The 26,303-nt window shown below is 68.1% G+C and carries 25 protein-coding genes and 9 pseudogenes; 13 read left to right on the forward strand and 21 right to left on the reverse strand.

Annotated features, from left to right (window positions below; all coding sequences use genetic code 11):
• Positions 1 to 95: 95 nt before the first annotated feature.
• From ACWD0Y_RS29725 to ACWD0Y_RS29735, 3 genes and pseudogenes are all read right to left on the reverse strand, one after another.
• Positions 96 to 503 (reverse strand): annotated as a pseudogene (locus ACWD0Y_RS29725) (IS5 family transposase); the annotation flags it as partial.
• Positions 478 to 1,140 (reverse strand): phosphotransferase enzyme family protein, encoded by a 663-nt coding sequence (locus tag ACWD0Y_RS29730; RefSeq protein WP_450263428.1) that lies wholly within the window; start codon positions 1,138 to 1,140, stop codon positions 478 to 480. The pseudogene ACWD0Y_RS29725 and the gene ACWD0Y_RS29730, both read right to left, overlap by 26 nt.
• A gap of 107 nt (positions 1,141 to 1,247) precedes the next feature.
• A complete protein-coding gene (locus ACWD0Y_RS29735) occupies positions 1,248 to 1,781 on the reverse strand; it encodes a 2'-5' RNA ligase family protein (RefSeq protein WP_450263405.1) in 534 nt (177 codons plus the stop codon).
• Between the two features lie 209 nt (positions 1,782 to 1,990).
• Here ACWD0Y_RS29735 and ACWD0Y_RS29740 point away from each other — a divergent pair, with 209 nt between their 5' ends.
• A complete protein-coding gene (locus ACWD0Y_RS29740; RefSeq protein ID WP_450263406.1) occupies positions 1,991 to 2,164 on the forward strand; it encodes a hypothetical protein in 174 nt (57 codons plus the stop codon).
• A 400-nt stretch (positions 2,165 to 2,564) separates the two neighbouring features.
• On the forward strand, positions 2,565 to 3,089 hold the full coding sequence (locus ACWD0Y_RS29745; protein ID WP_450263407.1) for a hypothetical protein: 525 nt from the start codon (positions 2,565 to 2,567) through the stop codon (positions 3,087 to 3,089).
• A gap of 91 nt (positions 3,090 to 3,180) precedes the next feature.
• On the opposite strand, the pseudogene ACWD0Y_RS29750 reads toward ACWD0Y_RS29745, so the two are convergent.
• The 3 genes and pseudogenes from ACWD0Y_RS29750 to ACWD0Y_RS29760 form a co-directional block, all read right to left on the reverse strand.
• A pseudogene (locus tag ACWD0Y_RS29750) lies at positions 3,181 to 4,094 on the reverse strand (IS982 family transposase); the annotation flags it as partial.
• Positions 4,095 to 4,148: 54 nt separating this feature from the next.
• The gene (locus tag ACWD0Y_RS29755; protein ID WP_450263408.1) at positions 4,149 to 4,553 is read right to left on the reverse strand and encodes an SgcJ/EcaC family oxidoreductase; all 405 of its coding nucleotides are present in this window, start codon (positions 4,551 to 4,553) and stop codon (positions 4,149 to 4,151) included.
• A 195-nt stretch (positions 4,554 to 4,748) separates the two neighbouring features.
• On the reverse strand, positions 4,749 to 6,884 hold the full coding sequence (locus ACWD0Y_RS29760) for an HAD-IIB family hydrolase (protein ID WP_450263409.1): 2,136 nt from the start codon (positions 6,882 to 6,884) through the stop codon (positions 4,749 to 4,751).
• A gap of 718 nt (positions 6,885 to 7,602) precedes the next feature.
• Here ACWD0Y_RS29760 and ACWD0Y_RS29765 point away from each other — a divergent pair.
• Positions 7,603 to 8,534, forward strand: a pseudogene (locus tag ACWD0Y_RS29765) (IS5 family transposase).
• Between the two features lie 4 nt (positions 8,535 to 8,538).
• On the opposite strand, the gene ACWD0Y_RS29770 reads toward ACWD0Y_RS29765, so the two are convergent.
• The 4 genes from ACWD0Y_RS29770 to ACWD0Y_RS29785 all read right to left on the reverse strand — a co-directional run bounded on the left by ACWD0Y_RS29770 (position 8,539) and on the right by ACWD0Y_RS29785 (position 12,165).
• Positions 8,539 to 8,973: a hypothetical protein gene (locus ACWD0Y_RS29770; protein ID WP_450263410.1), complete on the reverse strand. Its 435-nt coding sequence runs from the start codon at positions 8,971 to 8,973 to the stop codon at positions 8,539 to 8,541.
• 48 nt (positions 8,974 to 9,021) lie between these two features.
• Complete coding sequence (locus ACWD0Y_RS29775; protein WP_450263411.1) at positions 9,022 to 10,140, reverse strand: hypothetical protein; 1,119 nt, start codon at positions 10,138 to 10,140, stop codon at positions 9,022 to 9,024.
• 471 nt (positions 10,141 to 10,611) lie between these two features.
• Positions 10,612 to 11,181, reverse strand: coding sequence for a hypothetical protein (locus tag ACWD0Y_RS29780; RefSeq protein ID WP_450263412.1), 570 nt, complete (start codon positions 11,179 to 11,181; stop codon positions 10,612 to 10,614).
• A gap of 420 nt (positions 11,182 to 11,601) precedes the next feature.
• Positions 11,602 to 12,165 carry an EF-hand domain-containing protein gene (locus ACWD0Y_RS29785; RefSeq protein WP_450263413.1) on the reverse strand — a complete coding sequence of 188 codons (564 nt, stop codon included), beginning with the start codon at positions 12,163 to 12,165 and terminating at the stop codon, positions 11,602 to 11,604.
• Positions 12,166 to 12,182: 17 nt separating this feature from the next.
• Here ACWD0Y_RS29785 and ACWD0Y_RS29790 point away from each other — a divergent pair.
• A pseudogene (locus tag ACWD0Y_RS29790) lies at positions 12,183 to 12,281 on the forward strand (IS5 family transposase); the annotation flags it as partial.
• A gap of 169 nt (positions 12,282 to 12,450) precedes the next feature.
• Here ACWD0Y_RS29790 and ACWD0Y_RS29795 read toward each other — a convergent pair.
• The 3 genes from ACWD0Y_RS29795 to ACWD0Y_RS29805 form a co-directional block, all read right to left on the reverse strand.
• Positions 12,451 to 12,744, reverse strand: coding sequence for a hypothetical protein (locus ACWD0Y_RS29795; RefSeq protein ID WP_450263414.1), 294 nt, complete (start codon positions 12,742 to 12,744; stop codon positions 12,451 to 12,453).
• A gap of 145 nt (positions 12,745 to 12,889) precedes the next feature.
• Positions 12,890 to 13,126, reverse strand: a complete 237-nt coding sequence (locus ACWD0Y_RS29800) for a hypothetical protein (RefSeq protein ID WP_450263415.1) — start codon at positions 13,124 to 13,126, stop codon at positions 12,890 to 12,892.
• Positions 13,127 to 13,688: 562 nt separating this feature from the next.
• Positions 13,689 to 14,003, reverse strand: a complete 315-nt coding sequence (locus ACWD0Y_RS29805; RefSeq protein ID WP_450263416.1) for an NIPSNAP family protein — start codon at positions 14,001 to 14,003, stop codon at positions 13,689 to 13,691.
• A gap of 152 nt (positions 14,004 to 14,155) precedes the next feature.
• Between ACWD0Y_RS29805 and ACWD0Y_RS29810 the strand changes: the two genes are divergently transcribed.
• Positions 14,156 to 14,923, forward strand: coding sequence for a transposase family protein (locus tag ACWD0Y_RS29810; protein ID WP_450263429.1), 768 nt, complete (start codon positions 14,156 to 14,158; stop codon positions 14,921 to 14,923).
• Positions 14,924 to 15,026: 103 nt separating this feature from the next.
• Here the strand turns inward: ACWD0Y_RS29810 and ACWD0Y_RS29815 are convergent, their stop codons facing one another.
• Positions 15,027 to 16,238 (reverse strand): pyridoxal phosphate-dependent aminotransferase, encoded by a 1,212-nt coding sequence (locus ACWD0Y_RS29815; RefSeq protein WP_450263417.1) that lies wholly within the window; start codon positions 16,236 to 16,238, stop codon positions 15,027 to 15,029.
• 94 nt (positions 16,239 to 16,332) lie between these two features.
• Here ACWD0Y_RS29815 and ACWD0Y_RS29820 point away from each other — a divergent pair, with 94 nt between their 5' ends.
• Entirely contained in the window at positions 16,333 to 16,755 is a 423-nt protein-coding gene (locus ACWD0Y_RS29820) for a winged helix-turn-helix transcriptional regulator (protein ID WP_450263418.1), read from the forward strand.
• A 304-nt stretch (positions 16,756 to 17,059) separates the two neighbouring features.
• Here the strand turns inward: ACWD0Y_RS29820 and ACWD0Y_RS29825 are convergent.
• The 3 genes and pseudogenes from ACWD0Y_RS29825 to ACWD0Y_RS29835 form a co-directional block, all read right to left on the reverse strand.
• Positions 17,060 to 17,314, reverse strand: a pseudogene (locus ACWD0Y_RS29825) (helix-turn-helix domain-containing protein); the annotation flags it as partial.
• Between the two features lie 80 nt (positions 17,315 to 17,394).
• A pseudogene (locus ACWD0Y_RS29830) lies at positions 17,395 to 18,258 on the reverse strand (squalene--hopene cyclase); the annotation flags it as partial.
• A gap of 261 nt (positions 18,259 to 18,519) precedes the next feature.
• Positions 18,520 to 18,720 carry a hypothetical protein gene (locus ACWD0Y_RS29835; protein WP_450263419.1) on the reverse strand — a complete coding sequence of 67 codons (201 nt, stop codon included), beginning with the start codon at positions 18,718 to 18,720 and terminating at the stop codon, positions 18,520 to 18,522.
• A 295-nt stretch (positions 18,721 to 19,015) separates the two neighbouring features.
• On the opposite strand from ACWD0Y_RS29835, the gene ACWD0Y_RS29840 reads away from it, so the two are divergent.
• The gene (locus ACWD0Y_RS29840) at positions 19,016 to 19,729 is read left to right on the forward strand and encodes an AAA family ATPase (protein WP_450263420.1); all 714 of its coding nucleotides are present in this window, start codon (positions 19,016 to 19,018) and stop codon (positions 19,727 to 19,729) included.
• An 829-nt stretch (positions 19,730 to 20,558) separates the two neighbouring features.
• On the opposite strand, the gene ACWD0Y_RS29845 is transcribed toward ACWD0Y_RS29840, so the two are convergent.
• Positions 20,559 to 21,131, reverse strand: a complete 573-nt coding sequence (locus ACWD0Y_RS29845) for a hypothetical protein (RefSeq protein WP_450263421.1) — start codon at positions 21,129 to 21,131, stop codon at positions 20,559 to 20,561.
• A 455-nt stretch (positions 21,132 to 21,586) separates the two neighbouring features.
• Complete coding sequence (locus ACWD0Y_RS29850) at positions 21,587 to 21,970, reverse strand: 3-keto-5-aminohexanoate cleavage protein (RefSeq protein WP_450263422.1); 384 nt, start codon at positions 21,968 to 21,970, stop codon at positions 21,587 to 21,589.
• 8 nt (positions 21,971 to 21,978) lie between these two features.
• On the opposite strand from ACWD0Y_RS29850, the pseudogene ACWD0Y_RS29855 reads away from it, so the two are divergent.
• The 6 genes and pseudogenes from ACWD0Y_RS29855 to ACWD0Y_RS29880 all read left to right on the forward strand — a co-directional run bounded on the left by ACWD0Y_RS29855 (position 21,979) and on the right by ACWD0Y_RS29880 (position 25,436).
• A pseudogene (locus tag ACWD0Y_RS29855) lies at positions 21,979 to 22,437 on the forward strand (helix-turn-helix transcriptional regulator).
• The gene (locus ACWD0Y_RS29860) at positions 22,437 to 23,102 is read left to right on the forward strand and encodes a glyoxalase (protein ID WP_450263423.1); all 666 of its coding nucleotides are present in this window, start codon (positions 22,437 to 22,439) and stop codon (positions 23,100 to 23,102) included. Before ACWD0Y_RS29855 ends, ACWD0Y_RS29860 begins: the two are co-directional and overlap by 1 nt.
• A 53-nt stretch (positions 23,103 to 23,155) precedes the next feature.
• The gene (locus ACWD0Y_RS29865) at positions 23,156 to 23,641 is read left to right on the forward strand and encodes an iron chaperone (RefSeq protein ID WP_450263424.1); all 486 of its coding nucleotides are present in this window, start codon (positions 23,156 to 23,158) and stop codon (positions 23,639 to 23,641) included.
• A complete protein-coding gene (locus ACWD0Y_RS29870; RefSeq protein ID WP_450263425.1) occupies positions 23,557 to 24,180 on the forward strand; it encodes a hypothetical protein in 624 nt (207 codons plus the stop codon). The genes ACWD0Y_RS29865 and ACWD0Y_RS29870 overlap by 85 nt, the downstream gene beginning before the upstream one ends.
• A gap of 186 nt (positions 24,181 to 24,366) precedes the next feature.
• Positions 24,367 to 24,489, forward strand: coding sequence for a PmrA (locus ACWD0Y_RS29875; protein ID WP_450263426.1), 123 nt, complete (start codon positions 24,367 to 24,369; stop codon positions 24,487 to 24,489).
• A 383-nt stretch (positions 24,490 to 24,872) separates the two neighbouring features.
• Positions 24,873 to 25,436, forward strand: coding sequence for a Uma2 family endonuclease (locus tag ACWD0Y_RS29880; RefSeq protein WP_450263427.1), 564 nt, complete (start codon positions 24,873 to 24,875; stop codon positions 25,434 to 25,436).
• Positions 25,437 to 25,655: 219 nt separating this feature from the next.
• On the opposite strand, the pseudogene ACWD0Y_RS29885 reads toward ACWD0Y_RS29880, so the two are convergent.
• A pseudogene (locus ACWD0Y_RS29885) lies at positions 25,656 to 26,141 on the reverse strand (transposase); the annotation flags it as partial.
• A 27-nt stretch (positions 26,142 to 26,168) separates the two neighbouring features.
• Positions 26,169 to 26,303 (reverse strand): annotated as a pseudogene (locus tag ACWD0Y_RS29890) (IS5/IS1182 family transposase); the annotation flags it as partial.

The following is a 26,303-nucleotide window of genomic DNA, read 5'->3' on the forward strand; positions in this document are numbered from 1 at the left end:
TACTCATATTGCTCTTCGTGCTCACTACTTGTGACTGCTTCCTCCAGGACCATCTGTCCCAGTATCAAGCCGTCCAGCTCGCGGGGGGAACCTCACCCCAGCCCGTGATCATCGGGCTCGTCGAAGACACCGCCCGGTGGTTCTTTCTGCAGGTCACTCTGCTTGCGGGCTCCGGCCGCATGCTGATGGGCACGGCACACAGTGGAGTCGACGCTCAGGTCCCACACGATCGCGCCCTTCGCATCGGCCAGGGCCTGGGGCTGGGTGAGAACCTGGTGCCAGGTGCCGTCTCGCTGCCACCGGCGAAACAGGTCGTAGATCCGGCCCCACGGCCCGTACTCGACGGGCACGTCCCGCCATGGCACCCCGGTGCGGACCCGGAACCGTATGCCGTCGATCAGCTGCCGCCGGGACCGGACTGGCGGCCGACCCACCTTCATCCTCTTCGGCAACAACGGCTCCAGCACAGCCCACTGCTCATCCGTAAGATCTCCCCGCCCCATGAACCGAGATCATCCACAGCTCAAGATCCACTTTCGATACACGGCCTAGCAGAGGGGCCAGCCGACGGCGTTCGGCTTCATCGAGGCCGTAGGCGTTGGCGAAGACTCGCAGTCGATCTCCCGCGTCGCGGCGTTGCCAGTCAGGATGCGCGGACAAAGGGATGAACCCGTGCATGGCATACGCGACGTCCCACAGGCGGGAACCGGGGCCGGCGGTGTCCCAGTCGATGAAGGCCCACTGGGACTCGTCTGCGACCACAAGGTTCCATGGGGCCAGATCGTGATGGGCGATGATGTCGCTGCCCTCGGCGGGGATCAGCACCTGCCAGTGCGCGTCGGGTGGTGGCGTGAAGTCCTGCACTGCATCGTGGAAGTCCCGGACCAGTCGTGCCACGCGAGCCAGTTGCCGAGCGGGCTCCACCAGAGAGAACCGGTCGGGCCACACCACATGTCCCGGCACAAAGGTCAGGACTTCGCGCCCCTGGTCGTCAATGCCCAGAGGACGAGGCGCCGCCCGGAATCCCATCTCGTACAGGTGCGTGAGCAAGGCGTGCACTGCGGGAGTCCACGGTCCGGTCGGACGGCGGACGGTATCTCCGACTCGAACGACACCATCGCTGACATTGCCGCCGGACAACGGCTGTTCTTCATCATGCTGCACCGAACCAGTGTGTCTGATCAGGCCGCCATGAACCCCCCGTTAAAGGAGGCGCACCAGGTAGGGGCAGAGGTTAAAGAACAAGCTCAGGTGCGGGGCTCCAGCACCTCCAAGGCACCGGTCTCGGTGTCGTAGCTGCGCAGGGTTGTGAGCCGGATCGACAGCGGCGGTGCGGGGAGCAGTTCAGGGACCCGCCGGCTGGTGAAAGCTCCGGCCCGCCGGGTCCGGCCGAGAGTGATGTGCGGACTCCAGCGCCCGGGTGCGTGGAAGGGGTTGAGGTGTTCGAGTGGGCTGTCCGAGGCCACCGCCTCCCACACCCGGCGGTGCAAGCTGGCCAGCGCGAAGTCGAGGTCCAACGCCCAGGCCAGCACCGAGGTGGGCCGCTCGAAGCGCACCACACCGGTGCACCGCACCGGCAGCGGCAGGGCGGCGGCCACCTCGGCGAGCTCCCAGCGGATCGGGGCGGTCAGCTCCCGGCAGGCGGCCAGGGTGAGGTGCGGGCTGTTGGTCGGTGAACGGTGGCGCGCCTGACTGGGCAGCCCCGCGTCCGCCAACCGCCGCCAGGCCTCCCGGACCGCCAGGTCCGCCGCCTCGTCCAACAGGAGCTCGACTGTGCGCACCGCCGCAGCCTACCGACGATCGCCCGTGGTTTTGCCGCCGACGAGCTACGGCACGGCTCGAGGGCGGCCGGGTGGCGGCGGGATGGCGGACGTACAGGCTGTTCACTGATGAACAGCGGGACTGCCCGACCGGCGCGGCACAGTGGCTGGGGCGGCCGGGCGCGGCTACCTGCACGGCGGGCGCAGGGCGCGCGACACGACGCGGCGGGGTGCGGCCGCAGGCCACCGAGCCCACCGCGTCGTGTCGCGGGCAGGACTTCTCCACGGCCTGGTCGCAGCCCGAGCCGGGCCGCGACCAGGCCGGCAGCAGACCGCGGTACGGGCCCGGGGCGGCCGAGAGGGCGCGGCTCGACGTCACCCGTACGCTCGCCAACCACCCGTAGCCGGCACGCCCGCGGCAACCGCGGACGTGCCGGGGAGATGACCGGCGGTCCAACTTCCGCAGCCTGACCTGCGTCCGCATCACGCCCACCGCCTGCTCCAAGCCGGGCACGGTCTTCTCCACCTCCGTGAGTGGGGGCGGTGGTCATCGCGTCCTCGGGATCCTCCGGCCGGCGCGGCCGGATCGGTGACAGGTCCGGCTCGCACGCGCGAGGCGTACGGGCCGGGGCCACCGTGAAAAGGCACCCCTTGACCAACGTCTGTTCTGACTCGCTAGTCCGGGCCGTTGTCACCGCCAGGACCGCCGTCAGTACCGGCCGGTACTCTGACCGGCATGAGTGACGGCATCGCTTGGATTGGATAGGCGCACACCACCACACCCCTTCATCGGCCGTGCCCGGCATGCTCGGTGGCATCTCGCTGACCCTGGCCCGAGGCGTGGAGACGGACGAGTTTCTCATCAATCTGGGCGCCGACCTCGACGAGCTAGCCGCGCGCACCCCGTGCAAGGAACTGCACGCACCGGCCGGGCAGCCGGGCCAGCCCTCCCCCCACCTCAACCGCGCCATGTACGGCACGTGCGGTGAGTGGACGTACGTGCTGGAGGACTGGGGCACGGCAACCTGGACGACCGGCTACCAAGGCAAGGTCGAGTCGATGCTTCCCTGCGAGGGCGAAGAGATCCTCTGCCTGACCGCCAACCGTTTCAGCCCCCCGGCCCTCGATGCCGCCCTCAGCGCCGCAGGCGCGGTGTTCCCGTCGATGCCTGAGGCCAGTGAGGCAGAAGTTGTCGCGTACTTCGAGGAGCATGGCGAGCGCCTGCCCGAGCTGGTGTTCACCGCCGTAGGCGCCTGCACGGGCGTGGCCATCGACCAGGGCGCCGTGAAGGCCGGTGACCTTCCCGGCGTCCTCATCGCCCCGGCCTGACCGTCTGCCGCGCACATGAGACCGGCCCCCACCCTGACCGCAGGGTGGGGGCCAATGCCGTTGAGGCTAGATGATCGATTCCAAGGGGGCAGTGATCATAGGCAGTCAGTGAGCGTAGGACTGGCTGTCCGGTGTGGTCGTTGTGCCAGATCGCGGTGGTGAGCGCGAGGATGCGCCGCATGACGCGGGCGATGACACCGCCGGGTGTGCGCCCTCGGTGCTGTTCGAGATCGAGTCCGCCCTTGAAGGTCTCGTTGACCGACTCGATGACCTGCCGCAACGGCCTGAGCAGGGGTACTCCGGGTCGTTCCGGCTCGCCTTTGCGGGCCGGCCGCAGCAGCCGGATGTCCTGCTCGGCCAGTTCGTGTTCGAAGCCCCGGCCGAAGTAGCTCTTGTCGCCGATCAGCGTCTGGCCGGGCCGGGCGGTGACGAGTCCCGATTCGGCGGCGAGGAGGGCCAGCAGGGTCTCGCGTTCGTCGGCCTTGGCCCCGGTCAGGACGAAGGCGACGGGCAGGCCCTGGAGAGTGCACACCAGGTGCGGCCGCAGACCCCAGAAGAAGCGGCTGTGACTGGCGCAGTAGCCGTACTCGGCCCGTCCGGCCAGGTCGGAGCGTTTGACGGTCTCGCGGGAACGGCCGCATTCCGCCGGCGTGGAGTCCACGATCCACACATCGTCGCTCCACGCCGAGATGTCGGTGGCCAGGCAGCCAGGTGGACCCGGCGGAGCAGTCCGGCGGCCTTGCGTAGCCGTTTGTTGCAGCCGGGCTGCTTGGGCAGGTACGGGAAGAGATGTCGCAGGTGGGAATGGGCATGGCGGAGCCACCTGGCCTCGGAGGTGAAGCCGGGTACGGCCTGCATCATTGCCAGCGTGACCAGCTCGGCGTCGGTGAGCCGCAGGGCGATCCCCACGGTCGGCCGCCAAGGTGCCAGATGCGGAGACGACTTCAGCAGGTCATCGGTTCTCCCATAGAGTGCGGTCGCGAGGGTGTCCAACTCTGTCTTCACACACTGATGTTGGACGCCCTCGCCTCATGCGCGCAGCCAGTCCGTCCGAAGAGATCAGCCGGTGACGACCTGAGTGTTCTGGCAGGCGGTCAGCAGCCAGCGGCCGTCGCCCTGCTTGGTCATCACGTACAGCGGAGCACCCTCGCTTTCGTCGTCCGGGGACAGGTAGCGCTGACGAACCTTGACCGCCGCGACGTCCGGGCGGATGAAGAGTACGTGGACCACCTCGTAGCTGACCTTGCCGTCCCAGCTGGCCGCGGGGAGCACCTTCCGGGTGAACTCCGAGATCGCTTCGAGGCCGATGAGAACCTTGCCGTGGGCCGTCGTCCAGACCGCGTCGGGGTGGAAGAGGGCGAGGAATTCGTCGGGGTCCTTGTGCTGCTGGGAGTGCTCGACGGTGGCAACGACCTGCTTGACGGCTTCTATGTCTGCGGCGTGCGCCGTGGATTCCGTGTTCATGCGAACGATGGTGCTACCTCAAGCACGGTTGAGATCAAGAGAGGTGACCGGCCCACACTGCCAAACGGCCACTCAGGTCTTGAAGGGTTCTTGGCTCGCGCTCTGCGCTTGACGTTCAACGTCAAGCTGTGACGGTGTACCGTCCCCGCTCGTATCCAGCTCGGATGCCCCTTCTCCCCACACTCATCAACGAGATCACCCGCCTGTCCCCACAGGCCTCCATCTGCGGCCGGCCCGGCCTGTCCGCGGGGCAGCGCTGGCGCGGATGGCGGAGATGACCGTGTCCGCCCAGTCGGTGGGGGCCGGGGTGTCCAGCAGGGCCGCCAGCCGGGTGAGGTGCGTGGCGCGTGTGTCCGCCGGCATGGTCAGCGCTGCACGCAGGGTGTCCACCAGGTCGTGCGGGAGCAACGGGTCGGTCAGCAGAGCGGCGGTGCCCAGGTGCTGGGCGATTCCCGCGTGGCGGGAGAGGATCAGGACGCCCGGGCGGCGGGTCGCGTGACGGGTACTGATGTATTCCTGCGCGGTGAGGTTCATGCCGTCGGCGAGTGATGTCACCCAGAACACGTCCGCCGCGAGGTAGTGGTCGACGACTTCGGAGAAGTCGAGGTTGTGGGGGATGTAGTCGACAGGCTGCCAGTTTGCCGTGCTCCAGCGGTGGTTGATACGGGTGATGGCGTCTTCGAGCGCTATGCGGGTCGTGTCGTAGGCGTGGATGCCGGGCTCGGGCGGGGGGCAGATCAGGCGGTAGTGGACCTGTTGCCGGAGTGCGGGCTCTTCGGTGAGGAGGGTGTTCAGCGCGCGGATCTTGTGGATGGGGGCTTTGGCGTAGTCGAGACGTTCCACGGAGAGCACCAGCTGGGGTCCGTCGTTCTCGCGGTGCGGCTGCGTCCCGGCCCGGGCGCGGGCGAGGTGGGTGACGGCGCGGCGGTCGATGCCCAGGGGGTGCACGCCGATGTGCGGGGCGGGCACCGCGGTGCCGGCAAGGAGTCGGCGGAAGTTGTCGGCGGAGTCGGGAGTGTGGAAGCCGGCCCAGTCCAGGCAGGCAAGGGAGTCGCGCAACTGGTCAGCTGCCGGGATACGCCTGAAGACGTCGGGTGGGGGGAAGGGGGTGTGGTGGAAGAGTCCGATGGTCAGGTCGGGGCGGCCGGCTTTGAGGACGGCGGGTACGAGCCAGAGGTTGTAGTCGTGGAGCCAGACCGTGGCGTCCTGTTCCGCGAGGGAGGCGATGTGACGGGCGAAATCGGTGTTGACGGCTTCGTAGTCGGCCCAGTGCGCAGGCTGGTGCCGGATGAGGCCGGGTTGAGACATCAGGGCCGGCCAGAGGGTCTCTTTGCACGTGCGGTGGAAGTAGCCGGCCCAGCGGTCGGGCGGCATCGGCAGGAGGGACAGGGTCGGGCCGCCGGCGGCCGGCCGGGGTGGCGGCGGTGCTTCGCCGACGTGGGCGGCGGCCCACACGGCGCCCAGGCCCTCGTCGGTCAGGGCAGCTTGCAGGGTCGGCAGGATGCCGTTGGGGCTGGAGGGCGCCTGCCAGACGCCATTGGCCCAGCGTACGGGTGGGCGGTGGTAGCCGATCACCACCGAGCGCCTCATAGGCCAGCCGAGGCGTTCCAGCCCTTCGAGTACGGCGGCTGCTCCGTCGAGGGCCGAGTGGTGGACGCGGGTACTGGCTGGGGCCTGCGCGATCAGGGCAGGTTCTGCGTTGGCGACCACGACCGCGTGTGTGCCCAGGCGGAACAGCGAGAGGTCGTTGAGGGAGTCTCCGGCGGCGAGTATCGCTTGGCGGGGCCAGCGGTGCGTATGGGCGAGCAGTCGCAGCGCAGATCCCTTGGCCGCCCGGGAAGGCAGGACGTCGAAGTATCGACCGGAGGCGTAAGACCATGAGCATCCCAGCGCCCTGACCGCTGCGATCAGTTCGTCGGTCAGGTCCTCGGGTCGCAGGTAGTACGAGCAGCGGCCTTCCTGGTGCACCTGCTCCTGGTAGACCAGGTACGGAAACGCCTCCAGCGCCGCCCGGACCCGTGCGGCGCCGGGCCATCCGGCGCGCAGCCGCGCCTCCAGGGCGTGGGCGTGCACCAGGCGCTTGGCGTCGATGACGCTGGAGCCGACGTCAGCGATGATCCACTGCGGGCGCGGCAGCAGAGGATCGTCGCGCAGGAGGGACTGAACGGAAGTCAGGCTGCGGCCGGTCGCGAAGACGACGGTGATGCCCGGTTCTCGGTTCAGGACGTCGAAGAGCTGCTGCCGCTCGTGCGGGCTCCCGCCCAGCAGGGTCCCGTCCAGATCGGCGACCAGCACTCTGGGGACAGCCGCCCTCTTCCCGCGGGCACTCACCACGCGGGATCGTGAGTCACCGGGTCCGCCACACGCGTCCCGTCACAGGCGTCGGTCTTCGGCGGCTCGAGCGGGACGCTCTGCAAGGACCGGATGGCCCGACCGAGCCGAACCGTAGGGGCGTCGTCGCTCCCCAGCAGCCGGGTCACCAATTCTCCGGACACCTGGCGCGCGGAGGCCAGCAACTCGTCGATGACAGGACCGGTCTGGGACACAGCTTCTCCCCGAGTCTCAGCAGCGGGACCAAGCCTTTTGGACGGTGGACACAGGGCAGAACAAGACCCCACCCTCACATCCGACAGAGCCTTTTCCTCATGATATGCGCTTCGTCTCGAAATGCCCCGCCTGATGCCTTCGGAGGCGGCCGACCTGGCCCAAAGACCGTTCACTGGCCGGACGCCAGGATCTGCCCAACTCGAGGCGGCAGGCATTACCGACGACAGGTCCACCACGCTTCTCGTCACCGCCCCGCAGCCATCCTCGCCAGCCCACCCGTCGGTTCGAAACCAGGAGAAAGCCGTCATCGACGCTTACCGTCTCAGCCTTCGGTGATCACCGGTACAGCCGTGCACCCAGCGTGTAGTGAGTGAGGACAGACGGGCGGCTACGGGGGCGGCACGGTTTGGGCCCGGACACCGGCAGCATGGCGTTGCAGATGAACGGCTAGGAGGTCCGGCCGATCATGTGACTGCTTTGCGCCTGGGTCGTTGATGTGGACATGGGGCGGGGTGATCTGAGTGATGCCGAGTGGGAACGGCTGCGGCCGTTCCTGCCGGTCAGCAACGGGCGTTGTGGCAGGTGGCGGGATCACCGGCAGGTGATCGACGGGATTTTGCACCGGGTGCGGACCGGGGTGCAGTGGCGTGACCTGCCCGAACGGTTTGGCCCGTGGAAAACCGTCTACGAGCGCCATCGCCTGTGGTCGGGCGACGGAACCTGGGAACGTCTGCTCCAGCAGGTCCAGGCCGCTGCCGACGAGGCGGGCGAGATCGATTGGGACATCTCGGTCGACTCCACCATCGTCCGCGCACACCAACATGCGGCCGGCGCCCGTACCGATCCACCGCCGGCACCCGCATCAAAGGGGGCCGAAGAGAGGGAACACCAGGGCGAGACGCCGTGGCAGAGCCTGGTCGCCCGCCTGGTGGAGGTGGTGCTGGAGGTGAGGGCCTGGGCCGTTCGCGGGGCGGGTTCACCAGCAAGCTCCACCTGAGCGCGGACGGCCATTGCCGCCCGCTTTCCCTGATCGTCACTCCAGGTCAGCGGGCGGACTGCACCCAGTTCATCGCCGTGCTGGAGAAGATCCGCGTTCCCCGATCCGGGCCGGGAAGGCCACGCGTGAAGCCGGACAGCCTCGCGGCCGACAAGGCATACAGCAACGGTCCTGTTCGCGAGTACCTGAGACGGCGGGGTATTCGCCACACGATCCCGGAGAAGACCGACAGCCAGGCCGCCCGCCTGCGGAAAGGCTCACGCGGCGGACGGCCGCCCGGATTCGACGAGGACCGCTACAAGAAACGCAACACCGTCGAACGAGCGATCAACCGTCTGAAACAGTCCCGGGCGGTCGCCACGCGCTACGACAAGCGCGGCTACGTCTTCCTCGGCACCGCCACCGCGGCGTCCGTCGCGATCTGGCTTCGAACGTGAGCCTCTACGCGACCCAGCAGTAGACGTTCTGGCCCTGGCGTCGGGTGCTGCTGACGAGAGCGGCCAGATCACTCAGGATCACTTCGGCGATCTCCCTGTCGATGACTTCGCCGACCTCCGCCCGCTGCAAGGACCACGCGACAGCGGCATCCTTCAACTCGGACCGCTCGGCCCCGGCGAGTGCGGCGGACAGGCGAGGAGAGATCGCGAAGACGACGCACCCGTCATCGTCCTGGCCGGCGACGAGACGAGGCTCACCGGCTTCGACGAGTTCCTCGAAGCTGCCGCCGGCCAGAAGAAACTCCCACTCGACCACAGCTTCTTCGGGATCGAAGTTACCGAAGGAGAGCGACTCGAATGCGCGTCGCGGCCCGGACTGAAGAGCCAGAGCCGCTGACGCGTCATCCGGAGCCGCGAAGAACTCGACGATAATGCTCACTCCGGCATCATGCCGGACCACCCACGACCATGATCGGCCGGACAGCTCCTAGTCATCCGTGGGCCAGGGTGAGGCGATCGCCTGCCGGACGACGCGGGCCACCTGGCGGGCACCTGCGTGGCCGAGTTCCCGCAGGTGGGGCGAGAGGCCGTCCGATGCGGCGGTACAAGCCGTCAGGGCGCGGAACCGCTCCGTCAGCGCGGCGCGTACCGCCGGGCGCCCGGAGTGCTCGGTGATCTGCCGGCAGACGTATCCCAGCACGGCGTCCTCACCGGCCGGCCGCAGTTCGTCAACCAGGGCACGGTCGATCACCGAGTGGGGCCAGGCGATGACGCTTGCGCCAGGGACGCCGAAGATTTCGGCGTTGAGGATCTGACTGATGTTCTGCGGTGGCAGCAACGTGGTCGGCAGGCCCACTGAAGCCGCCTGGAGGATCGTCGTGCTGCCGGGCGAGGTGAACAGGGCGTCCGCCCTCAGCAGGGCGGCCTCGAAGTCGTACGCGCACAAGGCTCCGATGCGCACTTCGTCGGGGAGGGTGGCGGCCAGTTCCGTGCGTGCCCATGCCGGCAGATTTCCGCAGACGGCCGCGACCTTGTGCCCGGCACGGGTCAGCTCCCCGACCAGGGGGATCACGACCGCGCGCAGGTAGGCGTCGGAGGCGTCGCCCGCCAGGTGGCTGTGCAGGCCGCCGACGTTGACCACCGCCCCGGCGCCGCCCCCTCTGCACTGCGGCGGCGGCACGATCGGCTCCACCCAGCGCACGTCGGTAACACGACGCAGGGGGCTGGTCGGCGCCGGTACGCCCGCGGGGCGGCGCTGAGCGCAGTACACCCGTGCCGCGACCGGTACCTCCGCGTCGGTGGTCCACAGGTAAGGCAGGCTGTCGACGTAGACCACCGGTGTACCGGAGCGGGCGATCCTGTCGGCGGACACGGGATCGTTGACCACGAGGGCCGCGGCCGCCGGTACGCCGAAGCCGTGGACGAACCGGTGCCGTCCGCCGACGACCTGGGCGGCCAGATCGGCTGTGTTCGACACGTCGTCCACCAGGATGTCGACGCCGTCGAGTTCATCCAGGATCAGCCGCAGTTTCCCGATACTTCCCCAGCCGAAGTCTGTGGTCGACACCAGCAGAGGACCGGACGAGAACACGGTGATCGACCCCATTCCTGACAGACGTTCCATTCAGTCGCTGCGTGATCCCTGTCCCCCGGGGGCGGGAGTGAACCTGCCCGCGCGGACGGTGGCGGACCGGGCGGGCAAAAGCACGTGCAGGCAAACCTGGCGGCCCGTGAACAGGATCTCCGCGAGCGCGACGACGGCCGGGGACTCCTTGGTTCGCCGCTCCCCCGGATCGCCGCCCAGCAAGACCGCGTCCTTCGCGGAACGGGACCGTTCGTCGAGCGCATCCGGACCCCAACTGCGGTCGGATCACTGCTACCCAAGCTCCGCAGGAAGTCGATAGCCCCCGGCCTTCGCCGGAAAGCCATGAGGGGTCAGTCGTGGTCCCACCGCACGGTGGTGCCTCCCGATCAAAGGCCGCGCACTCGCCCTGGCCCGTTAGTGCCAGGGCGAGTGCGGTGTTGCCCTTGTGAGGTGCCGAATGGGCCGCGGGTGGTGAGCGGCGCCGGTGCCGGCTCAGGCGCGGTGGAGTTTCCAGTCGCCGACGTTCTGGGCCCGGTTGTAGTAGGCGTTGGTGCACACGTCGTACTTGCCGCCGGTGGGTCCGCCTCCGTTCGTCTCCAGGAAACCGCCGTTGTCGCCGTAGGTGTTCCACAAGTGGATCACGTCGCCGGGCCGGACATGCTGGTCACCGGGGCTGGAAGCCTGGGCGAAAAGGCGCCAGCGGCCGGTGCCGGGGGCGCGGTCCTGGTCCTTGGACGTCGAGACGTTGTACTTGCCGCCGCTGTTCTTCTGGTCGGAGGTCGCGTGCCCGTTGGTGTCGAGGTAGCCGCCGTCACCGCCGTAGAGGTTTCGCAGGCAGACCAGGTCCCCGCTGACCACGTTGGCGCCAACGGCTTTGCCATCGGCGGAGAGGATCTGCCAGGTTCCCGTGCCTTCTCCCCGCGTGGGCGAGTCCGCCGTCGACACCCCGTACTTCGCCCCGCCGTCGCTGCTGTGGCCGTTGGTGTCCAGGTAACCGCCCGCCCAGCTGTTGTAGCCGTTCTGCAGGCGGATCTGGTCGCCGTACTTCAGCTCGTTGGCCATGCTTCTCCTCTGATCGACGGAAGGCATACGGACGGCTCCCGCCCCGATGGCCAGGTCATCCCCCGCAGCCATCCGAGTGTCACTGTCCTGCGGCATGCCTTGACCTGCTCCGCATGCCAAACCGCCCGTGAGGGGGGCGCTGGAGGTGCGACTGCGGTTCAAAACCTCCAGAGGCGCACGGAGCCGCGCTATCGTCTGCCCCGAGGCGATCCGGGCCGATCTCGCGGTAGCCGTCTGAAGATCGATAGCTTCTGAAGCTGGGCACGCCCGCGCATCCGGCGCACCCGGTGACAGATCAGGGCCCGTAGAGCAGCCCCTGCCACACCGCGCGGCACCCACCCGGCGCCGCAACGGAAGTCAGAGCGTCTGGGGACTGCTCAGGGCCTTGTTTTCGCCCTGTCCGGGCGACAGGTTTGCTTTCTAGGCGGGGTCCAGTGGTCCGAGCAGCCACACGCCGGTGGAGGTGGGCTCCTCGCTGAAGTAGAACTCACGGATTGCCTGGAGCATGTCGTCGCGGCTGATCAGCCCGTCGGTGTCCCGGTCGAGGCGGCCGAAGACCTCGCGAGCGTCCGCTTCAGGCAGCCCCATCAGGGCGCCGGACCAGCGGACCTGTTCATCCCGGGTCAGTTTCCCGTCGCCGTCCTGGTCCGCGATGTCCATCAGCGCATCGAGGAACGGCACGTACCCGGCGTCGAAGGAAGCGGGCGTGACCAGCAACCCGGCGGCGAACGCCGCCTGGTACTCGGCGAGGCTGATGCGCCCGTCGCCGTCGGTATCCGCGGCCTGGGACAAGTGCTGCCACAGGCCGTCGCTCAGCTCCCGCATGTGCTTGAGCGCGGGGGTTTGGAGCGCGAGGTGGAAGGCGGCGGCGAGGCGGTCGCAGGCCGACTCGAAGTCGGCGCGGTCGATATAGCCGTCATGGTTGGTGTCGAAGGTGGCGAAGCGGCGGGCAAGCTTGCGTTGCAGGAACGGCGAGAGGTCCATGCCCGACACCCTGCCAGATTGAACACGCAGCCACTCTCGGCATAGACTTGGAGATCACCGCCCAAACCCCCAGGACCAGAAGATTCACCCCCATACCCAAGCGGTGGGCGGTCGAGTCAAACGGCTTTCACATGTCACGACCACACAGGCAACTGACAGCCCCATGGCCGGTCTTCCGCTGCGCTCCCCCGCCAGGGGGACTTTCGGCTGCGCCTTCAGTCCTGTGGCCCGCTGACGCGGGCCAGGCCGGCTACAGGGGTAGGGGTGCTGCGGGCTTGCGGGGGTTCAGGCGTTTACGTGGCGTGGAGCAACGGCCCGTCGGGGTGCGGCGTGATGCGCCGGCTTGTGCCCTTCGGCGGCCTTAAGACGGTACAGCCACAGGGAGGCAGTGGCGAGCAGACCGGTGAAGACGACCAGGAGAAGCAGGGAGGCCCACATCTGCCGGCTCCCGGGATGAGTCCATCCCGTCCAGGCCACAGCGGCCGCCCACAGCAGGACACCTGCCATGTAGAAGGTGCGGACCCGGCGCAGCTGCCGCACGGCCCGCAGGGACATCAGGGATTCAGTCTTCGGTGCCATACAGGCCCGTGTACCCCAATCCATACCGTTCATCGGGTGGCGCGCCCACTCCTCCCGTCTGCCCCCATGCCGCGCTCCCCTGCCCGACGACCCTGGAGGCGCAGCCGGAAGGACCGTGGGGCCCGCTGTAGGAGTGGGTGAGCGGCTACTCGATATGTCCGGTGGTCGGGTCCACCTGTTTCAAGAAGTCCCGGGCTGACGCCTGCAGTTCCGGCTCACTCAGGGCTCTGGCCGGCTGCACAGCGGAAGTGAAGCCGTACCCGGGATTGGGGCCTGACAGCCAGGTGAAGTCATATGTGCCCAGCTCGTCAGGACGCTCGGTGACCTCGAACCTCTCCCCGTCGGCCATCAGTGTCCACCGCCGTGCGCTGCGCCTGTCCATATTGGTCAGTATGCCTGGGCTCTGGCCTTATCCGAATGGCCGGTCTCCTCGAAGCCTGTGATGCCACCAGCCGCCAGCTCTACGTCGGGGATCACGGAACGCGAACGGATCTGGCAGGGTCCGACGCCACAGATCCGCGTCGAGCACAGCGAGAAGTGCCTCGAGTTCCCGGCGCGCCGGGACGGGGAGCAGTACCACCGCCCGCTCCAGCACGTCCCTGGCCTCGGTCACGTCTTCCAGGCTGTCTGAAGGGCACGGGCACACAGCGTAAGGGACCTCGAGATACCGGCCTGGCCTGGCGAGGAGCCGCCGGCACCAGTACAGGGCTGTCTCAGTGGCCCCGGGCCACACGTCTTCAGTGTCCGTCTCCCGCTCGACCCGGCGCAGAGTGGCGGATGTCCGCGGCGACAACCGGTCGATCCGGTACGGCTGGTGCAATGCGTAGAGCTTGGGGTGAGGGGCGCGCAGTGCGCCCGGCCGCCTACGCGGCATGGCCCTTTCGGGCAGTGATCGTCATGTCGGCATCTTGCCACGAGGGCGAGGAGGGGGGCGGTGGGATTGGCTATGAGGAGCCGGGCAGCAGGGGACGCATGAAGGTGCGCTCGTAGCGCAGCACGCAGCCACTCTCGTCTCTGATGCGGTCCGCGTCGATGAAGTCGGGGTCCTTTCCGAACAGGGTCCGGTACTCCTCGTACGCGGCGAGGCTGGGAAAGCTGAAGAGGGCGAACGCCTTGTCACTGGCGCCCTCCGCCGGCAGGAAGTATCCGTGGTGTGTGCCGCCGTGACGGTCAACCAGCTCCATCCAGCGGCGCCCGAAACGCTCGAACGACTCGATCTTCACCGGATCGATCACGTACTCAACCACGCAAGTAATCACCCTTCGAGGCTAACTCCACCACAAAGGCAGTGAGCCTTTTCCAACCTGACCACGATGCCGAGCTGTTGGGGGTCAACGGGCTGTACGTAACGACGAAGTTCCTGGTAGACGGGTTCTCGACCAAGATCACCTGTGTCCGCCAGGAGCTTCTCGTGCTTGTCCATCCGTCGTCGATCGACCTGTCCAGCCGCACGCTGCGGCACCTGACCGGACAGCTCACCGCGAGGCGGCGGGAGATCGGCACGCGGTGGCGGCGGTTGCCCGCCGGCCGCCAGGCCCTGCTCGCCCTGGCCCACCTGTGGTGCGGTGACACCTACGCCGAGCTCGCCGCCGGGTTCGGCATCGGCATCGGCATCGCGACCGTATACCGGTACATACGCGAGGCGATCGACGTCCTGGCCGCCCTCGCACCGTCCCTGGCCGAAGCGATGGAGACGGCCCGGACGAAGGCGTTCGTGATCCTGGACGGCACCTTGCTGCCGATCGACCGGATCGCCGCCGACCCCCCGTACTACTCGGGGAAGCACAAGCGGCACGGCATGAATGTGCAGGCCCTCACCGACCCGTTCGGCCGACTGCTCTGGGCCTCGGCCGCCCTGCCGGGCTCCATTCATGACCTGACGGCCGCCCGAACTCACGGGATCGTCGACGCGCTCGCCGCCGCGGGACTGAAATGCCGGGCAGACAAGGCGTACCAAGGCACCGGCCGGCATATCCGGGTCCCCCTGCCCTGGCCTGGCCGCCGGCTCAAGCGATGGAAGCGACGACACAACAGCAGCCACGCCAAGATCCGGTGCGTCGGCGAGCAGGCCATGGCCGTCCTGAAGGGCTGGCGCCTGCTCCGCAAGCTCCGCTGCAGCACCAACCGGATCACCGACATCGTGAAGGCCATCCCCGTCCTCCACCACGCGTCAGCGTGAGGATGGAAAAGGCTCACTGCCAGCCACTCCACTGACACGAACCCGGCACATCGCAGGTCGACGACTTACGACGGCGATCAGCCGGGCTGGAGCCCGGGCCCGGTTATTGACGGTAGGTAGCGAGGAAGCGGCCGATGCGGTTGATGGCGGTCTCCAGGTCGGTCGCGTGGGGCAGGCTGACGAGCCGGAAGTGGTCCGGGCGGGGCCAGTTGAATCCGGTGCCCTGGACCACGTGGATCTTCTCGCGCAGCAGCAGGTCCAGCACGAACCGCTCGTCGTCGACGATCTTGTGCACGTTCGGGTCGAGCTTGGCGAAGGCGTACAGCGCGCCCTTGGGCTTGACGCAGCTCACGCCCGGGATGTCGTTCAGCGCCCGCCAGGCCACGTCCCGCTGCTCGGTGAGTCGGCCGGTCGGCAGCGTGAGGTCGTAGATCGACTGATGTCCGCCGAGCGCGGCTTGGACCGCGTACTGGGCCGGCACGTTCGGACACAGCCGCATCCCGGCCAGCATGGTCAGGCCTTCCAGGTAGTCCCCAGCCTGTTCCTTCGGTCCGGAGACGACCAGCCAGCCGCTGCGGAAACCCGCCACGCGGTAGGACTTGGAGAGGCCATTGAAGGTGAGCGTGAGCACGTCCTCGCTGAGCGCGGCCAGGCAGTGATGCTCGGCGTCGTCGTAGAGGATCTTGTCGTAGATCTCGTCCGCGAACACCATGAGCCCGTGCCGACGGGCCAGTTCGAGGATGCCTTCGAGGAGTTCCCTGGAGTAGACCGCGCCGGTCGGGTTGTTGGGGTTGATGACCACGATGGCCTTGGTGCGATCGGTGATCTTCGCGGTTATGTCTTCGAGGCTGGGGAACCAGTCCGCGTCCTCGTCGCACGTGTAGTGCACGACCCGGCCCCCGGCGAACCGGACCACGGCCGTCCAGAGTGGGAAGTCGGGTGCGGGGACAAGTACTTCGTCGCCGTCGTCGACCAGTGCCTGCACGGCCATCTGGATCAGCTCGGAGGCACCGTTGCCGAGGTAGACGTCATCGACGGTCACGCCCGTGACGCCCCGCTGCTGGTAGTACTGCATCACCGCGCGCCGGGCGGGCAGGATGCCCCGGGCATCGCTGTAGCCGTGGGCGTTGTGCAGGTTGCGAATGATGTCCTGGAGGATCTCCTCCGGCACCTCGAAGCCGAACGGTGCGGGGTTGCCGGTGTTCAGCCGCAGCACGCTGTGACCAGCCTTCTCAAGGGCGTTGGCCTGATCGACTACCGGACCGCGTATCTCATAGCACACGTCCTTCAGTTTTCTGGACTGCCGGAACCTCATCTGTGGCCTCCCGATCATCATCCGCGCCGCCTTGATTGCTTTGTTCTACCAAGTGGTTACTTGGAAAGTCCAACCTTTTGGCTATGCTGGATCCATGTCGCACCGAAGCTACGATCAGTACTGCGCCGTCGCCCGAGCGCTGGACGCGGTGGGGGAACGCTGGAGCCTGCTGATCGTCCGTGAGCTGCTGCACGGCCCCCGGCGGTACACCGAACTGCACACCGATCTGCCGGGCGTCTCCACCGACGTCCTTGCCGGCAGGCTCAGGCAACTGGAGCGCGACGGCTTGGTCGAGCGCTACCGCCTGGAGCGGCCCGCCAGTGCGGCGGCGTACCGGCTCACCCCGCGCGGGCTGGCACTGCGCCAGGTCATCGACGCCCTGGCCAACTGGGGCCTGGACGCGCTCGGCGAACCAGGGCCGATGGACGCGGTACGCACTCACTGGTTCACCGAACGCGGCCCGGCCCGGGAGACGGGAGCCGCCGCGGGAATAACAGCTCCGCCGCCGCGGGACTGAACCGCCCGTATACGTGGCGGATGGTCTACCGGGCCCCGGCCATGGCGCCTCCGCCCCCTGCTGAACGGCAGGGCATCTCATCCCAGCGGCGGGCGAAAAGTCAGACGGCCCCGGGGTCGGGCGCAGCCTTCAGACGGTCCAGGCGTTCATAGAGGGCGCGGACGAGGCGGGCACGATTCTGGACACAGCGCACGGTGCCCTCGATCGTCACGGACAGCCGGCCCTCTGCCTCGCGCAAGACGACGTCGGCGAGCGCTTTGGGCCCGCTGTCCTCGGGCAACTGGTGCGCATGGCGGCGGACGTCGGAGGCGACGGCGCGGGCGGTGGCGATGAGGTCGTCGGCCTGGTCGTCGGCGCCGCACGCCGAACACCAGGTGCGGATGTCGGTGTCCGAAGGCCCGGCGTCGCCCTTCTGGATGCGGGTGGTCTTCGCCGGATGCCAGCCGCACCGGACAGAGATTTCCTTCCCGGTGAGGCCGACGCCCTTGCGCAGGTGCGTGAGCCGCACTGCGAGCGCCTCACGGGCCGCCTGGGCGCTGGACGATGGAGAGACGGGCACGGGCTGCTCAGGGCGCCTGGACGGTGTACTTCTCGTGCGGGATGCCGCGCTCCCACACCGCCTCGAACGCCGTGGCACACGATCAACGAGTACGTGGCATCCACCTGAATGCCACCCCAGCAGCCGTCGCTCTCCTGCCGCTCAACAATCCATCGTTGCGCCCTGTTCATGGCTGCCCTGCGCAACCGGCGCGGCGCCACCGTGTGATACGCGTGGAGCATCCCGTCGACGCGCAGGACGAGCCCGCCCCGACCGCCCGTCGGCGCATGCCGCCCGGTGTGCCCGGGCGCGCTCGCCTCGCAGTGCAACTCGCCAAGGCCGAACGGGGCAGGTCGCACGGGGCGCAGTGCGGAGACGACAGTGAGCGGGACGATGGCCTGCCTGGCCCAGCAGGCGAAGCGGTAGATATTGAACGGGAACCACTTCGGCATGAAGATCATCTCGGGTGGCAGGGCCGGCAGGTCCTCCCACTTCCACCAGCCGAACAGCGCCAACCAGATGCGAGTGAAGACCCGGCTGGCCGCGATGCCGCCCTGGTCGCGTACCCACGACGCCGCTTGGGCCATGTGCGGCTCCTTGGGAGCATGTCCGGCAAGCCGCAGGGCTGCATACGCCTCGATGGTGGTGGAAAGATCACCCGGCCCTGCATGGAAGGTGGACCAGGTGCCGTCCTCCCGTTGCTCACCGCGAATGAAGAGGGAAGCGGCGTGAGCGGTCCCCTCATCCAGGATCCCGAGGAACTGCCGGAGCAGCAGATCTTCGGCGTCACTCGTCACACTGCACTTGAGGTCGCCCTTCCACCAGCCCTGCGCATGCTGGCGGGACAGCAGGTCCCGTACGGCCAGCGCGGCGGCGCGTTCAGCCGGCTGTCTCGGCGTCAGACGAAAGGCGGGGGCATCGTTCCCAAGGTCCGCCTGGTGCAGAGCGCGGTCGGACAGCGGCATCGGGCAGGTCCTCGCAGTCGGTGCAGACCAGGAACGGCTGCTCCTGGTCTCTCACCACTCCAACGACGTGAAACAGGTCCCAGCTACGCCAAGCAGATCATTACTCCGGACGTCGTGCGCCCTGCCCCGATCCGCACGCCGGGATCAGCGGCGGTGCATCACCTACAGCTTGCCGTCGTGGGCGGCTGCCGCCGGCTCGTCCAAGAGCTCGCTGCCGGCCGTGCTGACGAGCGCAGTGCGGTTGCCGGACGACCGGGTTGGCTAGGCGCTCAGGGCCTGGGTGGCGCGGTAGACGCGCAGCTTGTGTCGTGTGGTCAGGGTTGGGAGGCCGGGGAGGATGAGGCGTCGGGCGCGGTGGCCGGGGCCGACGGCATGTATGTCGGCGATCGGCCTGCCGATGTGGTCGTCGAAGGGGACGATGTCGCCCACGCGCAGTTCCCACGGCAGGAGGTCTATCGCCACCGTCCCGAACGGTTGGCGCGGCAGGGCCGGTGCGACGGCCGGTGGGGTAGTGGTGAGTGTGTGTGCAGACTCTGCCGCGATGGTCCATGGGCGATTCACGCCCGCAGCCCTACCCCGAGCCCGGCGGGTCATGCGAGGCTCATACCGATATGTCGCCTCGGCCCGGGCCTGCCCGCGCCGATGCCTCTTGGCCGCTGCGTTTCAAGGCAGCGGTACAGCAGCTGACGGAGAGGCATGTGCCGCCACGAAACCTGTCCCCGCCTCCACGGGATCCAGTCCAGGCGACACTGGTTGCGTGATTATCGAACGTGCGTATGCCCATCTCTTCTCGTACGACGGGGAAGCCTGGCCCTGGTCGGTGCCCTGCGTCCGGCAGTTGCTCGACGAAGGGCTGCGGTTCACCGCACCGGTGACCTTTTTGGTCGGTGAGAACGGCTCGGGAAAGTCGACCCTGGTCGAGGCGCTGGCGGAGGGGTTCGGTCTGGACTCCTACGGCGGCTCCCACGACTGGCGCTACGTCTCGGCGCGCGGCAAGTCGGCCCTCGGCGAGCGTATGAAATTCGACGCTGCCCCGGGGCGCGGGCGCCGTATGGTCACCAGCTGGTCAGCCCGCAAGGGCTTCTTCCTGCGCGCCGAGACCGCGCTGGATGCCCTGGGCAGGGAGGGTTTCGCGCCGGACCATGTCAGCCATGGTGAGGGCTTTCTTGCGGCGTTCCGCGGGAAGTTCCTTCACGCCGGGCTCTACGTTCTCGACGAGCCGGAGGCAGCGCTCTCCTTCACTTCGTGCCTCGAGCTCATCGGGCACATCGACCGGTTGGCCAAGGAGGGCGGCCAGGTCATCTGTGCCACGCACTCCCCGTTGCTGACCGCACTGCCGGGCGCGGACATCATCGAGGTCGGTGAGCACGGTATGCGGAGAGTCGCCTGGCGGGAGCTCGGCGTTGTGGATCACTGGCGCCGCTACCTCGCCAACCCGCACGCCTACCTCCGGCACATCGTCGAACCGTAAGCGAGTCCCCCTTAGCCCCCGTCACCTGGCAACGCAGAAGACCCGGCTCCCGGCTTTGCCAACACAACGACGTCTGCCCGGCAGTGCCTCCAGGCATCGCCCGCTCCCTGTGAGAACTCCCCCGGGAGCCACCGGTCTCGGGGGCGCCAGGCGCGGCGCAGTGCTCTCCTATGCCCGGTAGTACGGATTACGCGGGCGTCGGCGGCCGGCGGTTTCCCTTGATGGCCGAACCGACCGCAGTCATGCACGAAGAGCAGTAACGCTCCACCGCTGTCCCGCCACCACCTGCCGGGGGAAGGTGACGCTGGGGCGTCAGGTGCCGTCCGCACAGAGTGCTGGTCCTCACTTCCTTACTGATCACGTGCCAGACCAGGCCATCGAGGTCGCCTTCCGCCTCGGCGTGCATGTCGTACATCGGTGCGCCCTCCAGGCGAAGCCAGTCAACGGGGCCCACGCCCTCTGACGATGAGAGACCACCGCGCCCTGCCCTGCGAATCGGGATACGCCACCCAGAGGAAAGCCGCGTACGCAGACTGCCTGGCGCCGCCCCTGGCGCCCTCACGCCCTGTCCCACCGGCTCGATGCCGTGAGGTCAGGCGGCGGACAGTGCGAAGGCTGCGGGCATCTCAAGGTCATGGCTGCCCATCCAGCCCGGCCTTGCCGGGGCCATCCATCACGTGCACAACCGGCAACCCACTGCCGAACGCATAGGCAAGCGCCCGTCTCTGCAACGTCCCTGAAAAGCCTGGTTCGTGACTGCCTCTGGCCGGGGGCAGGCAAGTGAGAGTTCTGCACTTGGTCCGTGCTCCGGCCTGTCGGTCGGGCCGTTTCAGCCAAATGCCGTCCACACCACCAGGACCCCCACGGACTCCGTCAACAACGCGAGCGATCCGTATCCAAGGATCTGACCGACAGGCCGTATGGGGCGACCGGCGTCCGCGCGCAGAACCGTCATGTGCGCGGCCAGCGTGGCCGGCAGGGATGCGCAGAAGAGGACCGCCACGTACCCGAGCCAGCCGAAAGCTTCCCGCCAAGAGCCGAGCGCAGCGCCTTGCCCGTACAGAGCCACCACCAGCAGCGACAGGCCCACTGCGGACAGTGCTACCAGCATGGTTGCGGCTGCCACCCACCACCAGCGCCTTCCACTGCCCCAGCGCTTTTCGAGCCAGTGCCCAAGAGCAACAGAAGGCAGCACGCATGCGGCGGTTATCAGCGAGCCGGCAAAGAGGAGAGCCGGCAGAATCACGGGCAGGACAAAGACTGTCCTCGCCTCTGGCACCACTCCGAAAAGCGGCATCGCCAGTAACAGACCACAGCCTTCTATCCACAGCACAGCCATCGAGACCGACGACGGTGCGGCTCCCTGCTCCTGCCGGATGCCCCCACGCGACAGCTGCGCCATCTCTCCCCCTGTTCGGTACTCATCATCGCTGACAGGGCAGACACGGAAGCCTTCGCCTCAGGCAGAACGGTCGGCCAAGACCGCGCCGAACGAAGGCCCCTTGTCCATGCAGAGCCATCGGCCGGCCGTAAAGGTGAGCCGGATGCGGTTTTCGATGCGCATACCGCTCTTGCCAGTAACGCGGCCCGACGAAGGCGGCTGGACAGTCAGGGCACGGACCATGCCGCACTCACTTCCGGAAAGGGCGACGGCGACGGCTTCCTCGAGCAGCTGCCGGTTGCGGGGTTGCTGCGCGGCATTCAGGGCCGAGAAGCAGAACGGGACCAGGGAGCGGCGGAGCTCCCTGGCCCCGTGGGCGTTCGGCCGGCGGGCCCATCAAGTAAGGCTGTCCGGGGTACGGCACACCGGCCGGTGATCCGCCTCCCCCGCCGGTGTTGCGTAATCCCTGCGTGAGGTCAGAATTGCCGGGTGCGGTGCTCGTCGAGGACCGTTCGCGCGGTCTGCACAAGTTTCGCGTTGCCCTCTGCGGCCGAGCCGTCCGGCAGTATCAGCACGTCCTCCAAACCGATCCTGGTGTCCAGTCCCAGGGCGGCTGCCGCTCGCAGCACGGGCCAGGCCCCGCCGTCTTCACCGTGCAGCAGCAGAGGCACCGAGAGATCTTCCCCGAGCTCCCGCACCAGGGCCGCGGCCGTGACCGCTGCCGTGCCCGGACTGGTCTCGATGACCTCGGCGAGCACGCGCAGCACCCGGTGGGCCAGTGACCAGGTACGGAGCCGGCGGGGCCCGTCGGTCCCCGACCAGATGCCGGCCTCGATACCGATGCCACGCTCCAGCAGCACACCCGCCGCTGCGCCGCGTCCGCGACCGGATCGCCAGGGAATACGCGCAGCCGCTGAATGTGGGGGCGCTCGCCCATGATGTGAACATGTCCGCCGGGCACCTGAGTCGGCAGTTCCGGGCCCCCTACGGTGAGTCGCCGTACACGTACCTGATGACACGTCGCATCGAGAGGGCGCTGGCGTTGCTGCGGCGGTGTTAACTCAGCGTCACCGAGGTCTGCTTCGCGGTCGGTTGCGCGTCGCTGGGCACGTTCACCACCCGCTTCAACGAGCTGGTCGGCATGCCGCCCGGGGCCTTCCGGCGCCAGGCGGCGGATGCGGCGGCCGACCATGCCGATGCTGCGGGTACGGCCCGCGATGCAGGGTCGGCGATCAAGGTGGAGGGGATGCCGGCGTGCGTGGCGAAACACGTCTCAAGACCGGTCAGGAATCGAGAAGCCCCGGACGCCGCGCAGCCCCTAGCGTGATGGTCATGGCAACCACCACTTCCACCGCAGCCAACACGTCCCTCGCGTCCGTCACCCTTGAGGTGGCCGACCCCGAGGCCGCACGCTGCTTCTACAGCGCCTTCGGCGTGGACACGTACATACGCCTGCGGGCGTCCGAGGCGCACTCCACCGGATTCCGCGGCTTTACCCTGGCGCTCACGGTGTCCGGGCCGGCCACCGTCGACAGCTTCGTCGGCGCCGCCGTGGACGCCGGTGCCACGGTGCTGAAGCCCGCCGCGAAATCGCTGTGGGGCTACGGCAGCGTCGTCCAGGCGCCGGACGGGACGATCTGGAAGATCGCGACCTCGGTGAAGAGGGACACCGGCCCCGCCACCCGCGAGATCGACGAGGTCGTCCTGCTGCTCGGCGTCGAGGACGTGAAGGCCACCAAGCAGTTCTACGTCGGCCGGGGCCTGACCGTGGCCAAGAGCTTCGGTGGCAAGTACGCCGAGTTCGCCCCCGGTCAGTCCAGCCCCGTCAAGCTGGCGCTGTACAAGCACCGTGCCCTTGCCAAGGACCTCGGCGTCCCCGCCGACGGCACCGGCTCGCACCGCATCGTCCTCGGCAGCACCGCCGACACCTTTACTGACCCGGACGGGTTCGCCTGGGAGGCTGCCGCGTCGCTCGCCCCCACGCCGTCCTGACTCCCGGCCCCGCACTCCCGCCCCGCCTGACCCTGTACGAGAGGAAACTTGCCATGCCGTCCACCAAGCCGCCCGCCGAGGACTCCGGCACGACCACCGAGAAGTACAACGGATTCACCGCCGAGGAGCGGGCCGCGATGAAGGAGCACGCACGCGAGGAGAAGAAGGCGGCGGCTCGGCGCGGTTCGTCCCGGGCGGAGAAGGAAGCGGCGGCGGAGCGGGACGTGCTCGTGAAGATCGCCGAGATGCCGGAGGCGGACCGGGTCCTCGCCGAGCGGATCCACGCCATCGTCAAGGCCGCCGTCCCGGACCTCGCGCCCAAGCTCTGGTACGGGATGCCCGCGTACGCCAGAGACGGCAAGGTCGTCTGCCACTTCCAGAGCGCGCAGAAGTTCAAGTCGAGGTATGCCACGCTCGGCTTCAGCGACCAGGCGGCACTCGACGACGGCGCCATGTGGCCGACCGCCTACGCCCTGCAGGAGCTGACCGCAGCCGACGAACAGCGCATCAGCGCGCTCGTCAAGAAGGCGGTGGGCTGAGGCCATCCGGAGCGGAATCGTCGGCGGATGGCACATTCGCGACTGCCGACCCGGCGCTGCCGGAGGTACTGGCCGAGCTGGCGGCGGCGCGAGCGGACGAGAGGGACGCCGACACCGTCAACCGGGAGCTGTCTATCGCGCGCAAGGCGATCGGCTGGTGGCAGCGCCAGGACTGGATCAGTTGTGACCCGGCGATCGGCATCGAGCGGCCGGCACCGCCCGACCGCACCAAGGCCCTCGCCGAGAACCAGATCGCCGCCCTGTGGCGGCTGGACGCCGGGCTGAGAGACAAGACGTTCTGGAAGATGCTCTATGAATCGGCGGCCAGAGCCAACGAGGTGCTGTGCCTGAACGTGGAAGACCTGCACCCGCAGGACAAGCGCGGCAAGGTCACATCGAAGGGCGGGGCGGCCGAGTGGATTCACTGGCAGTCCGGCACCGCCCAGCTGCTGCCCCGGCTGATCGCCGGACGCACCCGCGGCCCGCTCTTCCTCACCGGCCGCAAGGCGCCCGCGGGCACCGCGACGCTGGACGTATGAGAGGAGACAGGCCGGGCCCGCCTGTCCTACCGCCGGGCGGAGGAGATCTTCGAGGAGAACACCCGGCTGCTGGCCAACCCCCTCGCCCGCAAGGAAGACGTCGAGGAGCTGGAGGGCTTCACGCTGCACCGGCTACGGCACTCCGCGCTGACGCACGATGCCGAGCGGGGCACCTCCACCACCCCGATGCTGCCGGCCCGCTCCCAGCACGCTTCCGTCCGCTCCCTGGAGCGGTACGCCCGCCCCGGCGTCGACTCGGTTGCGGCCCACGTCGCCGCATCCGACCCGGCCGCCCGCCGCCGGGGCTGATCACAGCGGGCTACGGCACGTTTCCGGTGTACTCCGGTTGGCCTCCTTCCTGAGGGTTCCTTCGCTGAGTCCTGCTCCCCGCGCACGCGGGGGTGGTCTCCAGTCGTAGGAAGCGCAAGTCGACTTGCGCTGCTCCCCATGCCCTTGCCCAGTGCGGAGGAGCTTTGGTCGTAAAAGGCACAGCGTTCTTAAGGAGCAGATCTGGCAGATCTACTAGATTGGGTCAGGGCGGCGTCCGTGCGTGTCAGACGGCGTCCAACGTCACAAGTTCTGGCGCAGACTCAGCTGGACCAGTGGGCCGTTCCGTGAGTGGCTCATGATCAGCTGATCTTGTGGAGGACTCAACTGGCCAGCCTGGCAGTTGCTCAGTGGAAGGATGTCGCATGACGACTGCGCCTGCCGACTACAACGCCGGCGTGGACCCGGAGCGAGCGTTGAAGTATGCGGTTCAACGCATCAAGGGTGACCGTGCCCAGATCGTGGAAGGGGTTATCGAGCCGGTGTCGCCGACCTGGGACCATGAAGCGGCCGCAGAGGCGATCCGTGATCAAATCCGTCCACGCGCCCGCGAGCTCGGCTGTGTTACGGGTTCAGGGAACCTGGATCTCCCTGGGTCATCGAACTGGTACGTACCGGATATTGCAGTAGTCCCCGCTGCCGCAGCAAAGGGCGCCGGCGCTCTCCTGCCGGAAGACACGCTCCTGATCGTTGAGGTGACTTCGGAGTCCAACGGCGAAACGGACCGTGTGGTGAAGAGGAAACGCTACGCCGAGTACGGTGCACCCCTCTTCCTGCTGGTTGACCGACAGGAGCGCAGCCTGACCTTGTACTCAGAGCCGGGCCAGCTCGGCTATACGCGAGCCGACGGGCCGCACCCGTATGGCACGCTGATTCGATTGCCTGCGCCGTTCGACTTGAACCTGGACACCCAAGGGCTTGGAGAGTAGTGGTTATTACATCTGACGGCCTGATTCTCTGAATCGCCTGTCCCGGCATGCGGGTATGGTCCCTGCCCGCCCAACCTCCCCGTTTCGGTTGGGTCGGCGAGCTGGGTTGGCTGTGGAGGGTCATGGCTGTCGGCGGGTGGGCATGGCTGGAGGCCTGGCGCTCGGGTCGGGTGCTCCGGGGTTCCTCGGGTCGTGGGTGGGCAGAAGCAGCGCCGTTGGTCAGGTGGCTGGCCTCGGCAGGGCCGCGAGGCAGGCGAAAGCGTTCGCCAGCTCATGCCGCCAGGGCCAGCCGGCGGCGATCCGTAGGTGGAGGCGGTGGCCTCCACGGGTGATGCGGGCGGCTGCGTGCAGCAGCCGGTAGCGGAGCTTCTTCGGCTCGGCGGAGGCCAACTCGCCGCCCAACAACAGGGTCTGAGCCCAGGCGAGTAGATCGACGGCGGTCAGGGACAGCTCCAGCCAGGCGGCGTTGATCTGGAAGCGGCGGGAGGGGAAGCGTCCGAAGCCAGTGGTCTTTCCGCAGCGGATGCAGTCCTCGACGCGGGCGTGCGCCCGGTGGCGGACCTCCAGATGCGGCAAGGAGCCTTCGCCGTGCGGGGCGTCGGTGAGGAAGGCCTGGTGGCGCATGCCCTCGTCCAGATCGAACAAGGACAACTGGGAGCCGGGGTGAGGGCGCTCGCGCCGGACGATGATCCGGGTGCCGTCCGGGTGTTCCGCTAGGCACTGTTTCGCGGATCATGTTCGGAGCCAGATGACGAGGGTTGCGAGGGTGACGGTGCCGAGGTAGATGTAGGCGCGTTTCTCGTAGCGGGTGGCGACGGCGCGGAAGCCTTTCAGACGGTTGATTGCGCGTTCGACGGTGTTGCGCTT

This window comes from Streptomyces altiplanensis (assembly GCF_053591575.1).

What these genes read in the sequence shown, in the direction of transcription:
- ACWD0Y_RS29880 (WP_450263427.1), top strand. Translation starts at nt 24,873, where the DNA reads ATGACGACTGCGCCTGCCGACTACAACGCCGGCGTGGACCCGGAGCGA.
- ACWD0Y_RS29820 (WP_450263418.1), top strand. Translation starts at nt 16,333, where the DNA reads ATGTCGCACCGAAGCTACGATCAGTACTGCGCCGTCGCCCGAGCGCTG.
- ACWD0Y_RS29795 (WP_450263414.1), bottom strand. Translation starts at nt 12,744, where the DNA reads ATGGCACCGAAGACTGAATCCCTGATGTCCCTGCGGGCCGTGCGGCAG.
- ACWD0Y_RS29875 (WP_450263426.1), top strand. Translation starts at nt 24,367, where the DNA reads ATGCTGCCGGCCCGCTCCCAGCACGCTTCCGTCCGCTCCCTGGAGCGG.
- ACWD0Y_RS29755 (WP_450263408.1), bottom strand. Translation starts at nt 4,553, where the DNA reads ATGAACACGGAATCCACGGCGCACGCCGCAGACATAGAAGCCGTCAAG.
- ACWD0Y_RS29785 (WP_450263413.1), bottom strand. Translation starts at nt 12,165, where the DNA reads ATGGACCTCTCGCCGTTCCTGCAACGCAAGCTTGCCCGCCGCTTCGCC.
- ACWD0Y_RS29780 (WP_450263412.1), bottom strand. Translation starts at nt 11,181, where the DNA reads ATGGCCAACGAGCTGAAGTACGGCGACCAGATCCGCCTGCAGAACGGC.
- ACWD0Y_RS29800 (WP_450263415.1), bottom strand. Translation starts at nt 13,126, where the DNA reads ATGGACAGGCGCAGCGCACGGCGGTGGACACTGATGGCCGACGGGGAG.
- ACWD0Y_RS29815 (WP_450263417.1), bottom strand. Translation starts at nt 16,238, where the DNA reads ATGAGGTTCCGGCAGTCCAGAAAACTGAAGGACGTGTGCTATGAGATA.
- ACWD0Y_RS29860 (WP_450263423.1), top strand. Translation starts at nt 22,437, where the DNA reads ATGGTCATGGCAACCACCACTTCCACCGCAGCCAACACGTCCCTCGCG.
- ACWD0Y_RS29845 (WP_450263421.1), bottom strand. Translation starts at nt 21,131, where the DNA reads ATGGCGCAGCTGTCGCGTGGGGGCATCCGGCAGGAGCAGGGAGCCGCA.
- ACWD0Y_RS29745 (WP_450263407.1), top strand. Translation starts at nt 2,565, where the DNA reads ATGCTCGGTGGCATCTCGCTGACCCTGGCCCGAGGCGTGGAGACGGAC.
- ACWD0Y_RS29775 (WP_450263411.1), bottom strand. Translation starts at nt 10,140, where the DNA reads ATGGGGTCGATCACCGTGTTCTCGTCCGGTCCTCTGCTGGTGTCGACC.
- ACWD0Y_RS29865 (WP_450263424.1), top strand. Translation starts at nt 23,156, where the DNA reads ATGCCGTCCACCAAGCCGCCCGCCGAGGACTCCGGCACGACCACCGAG.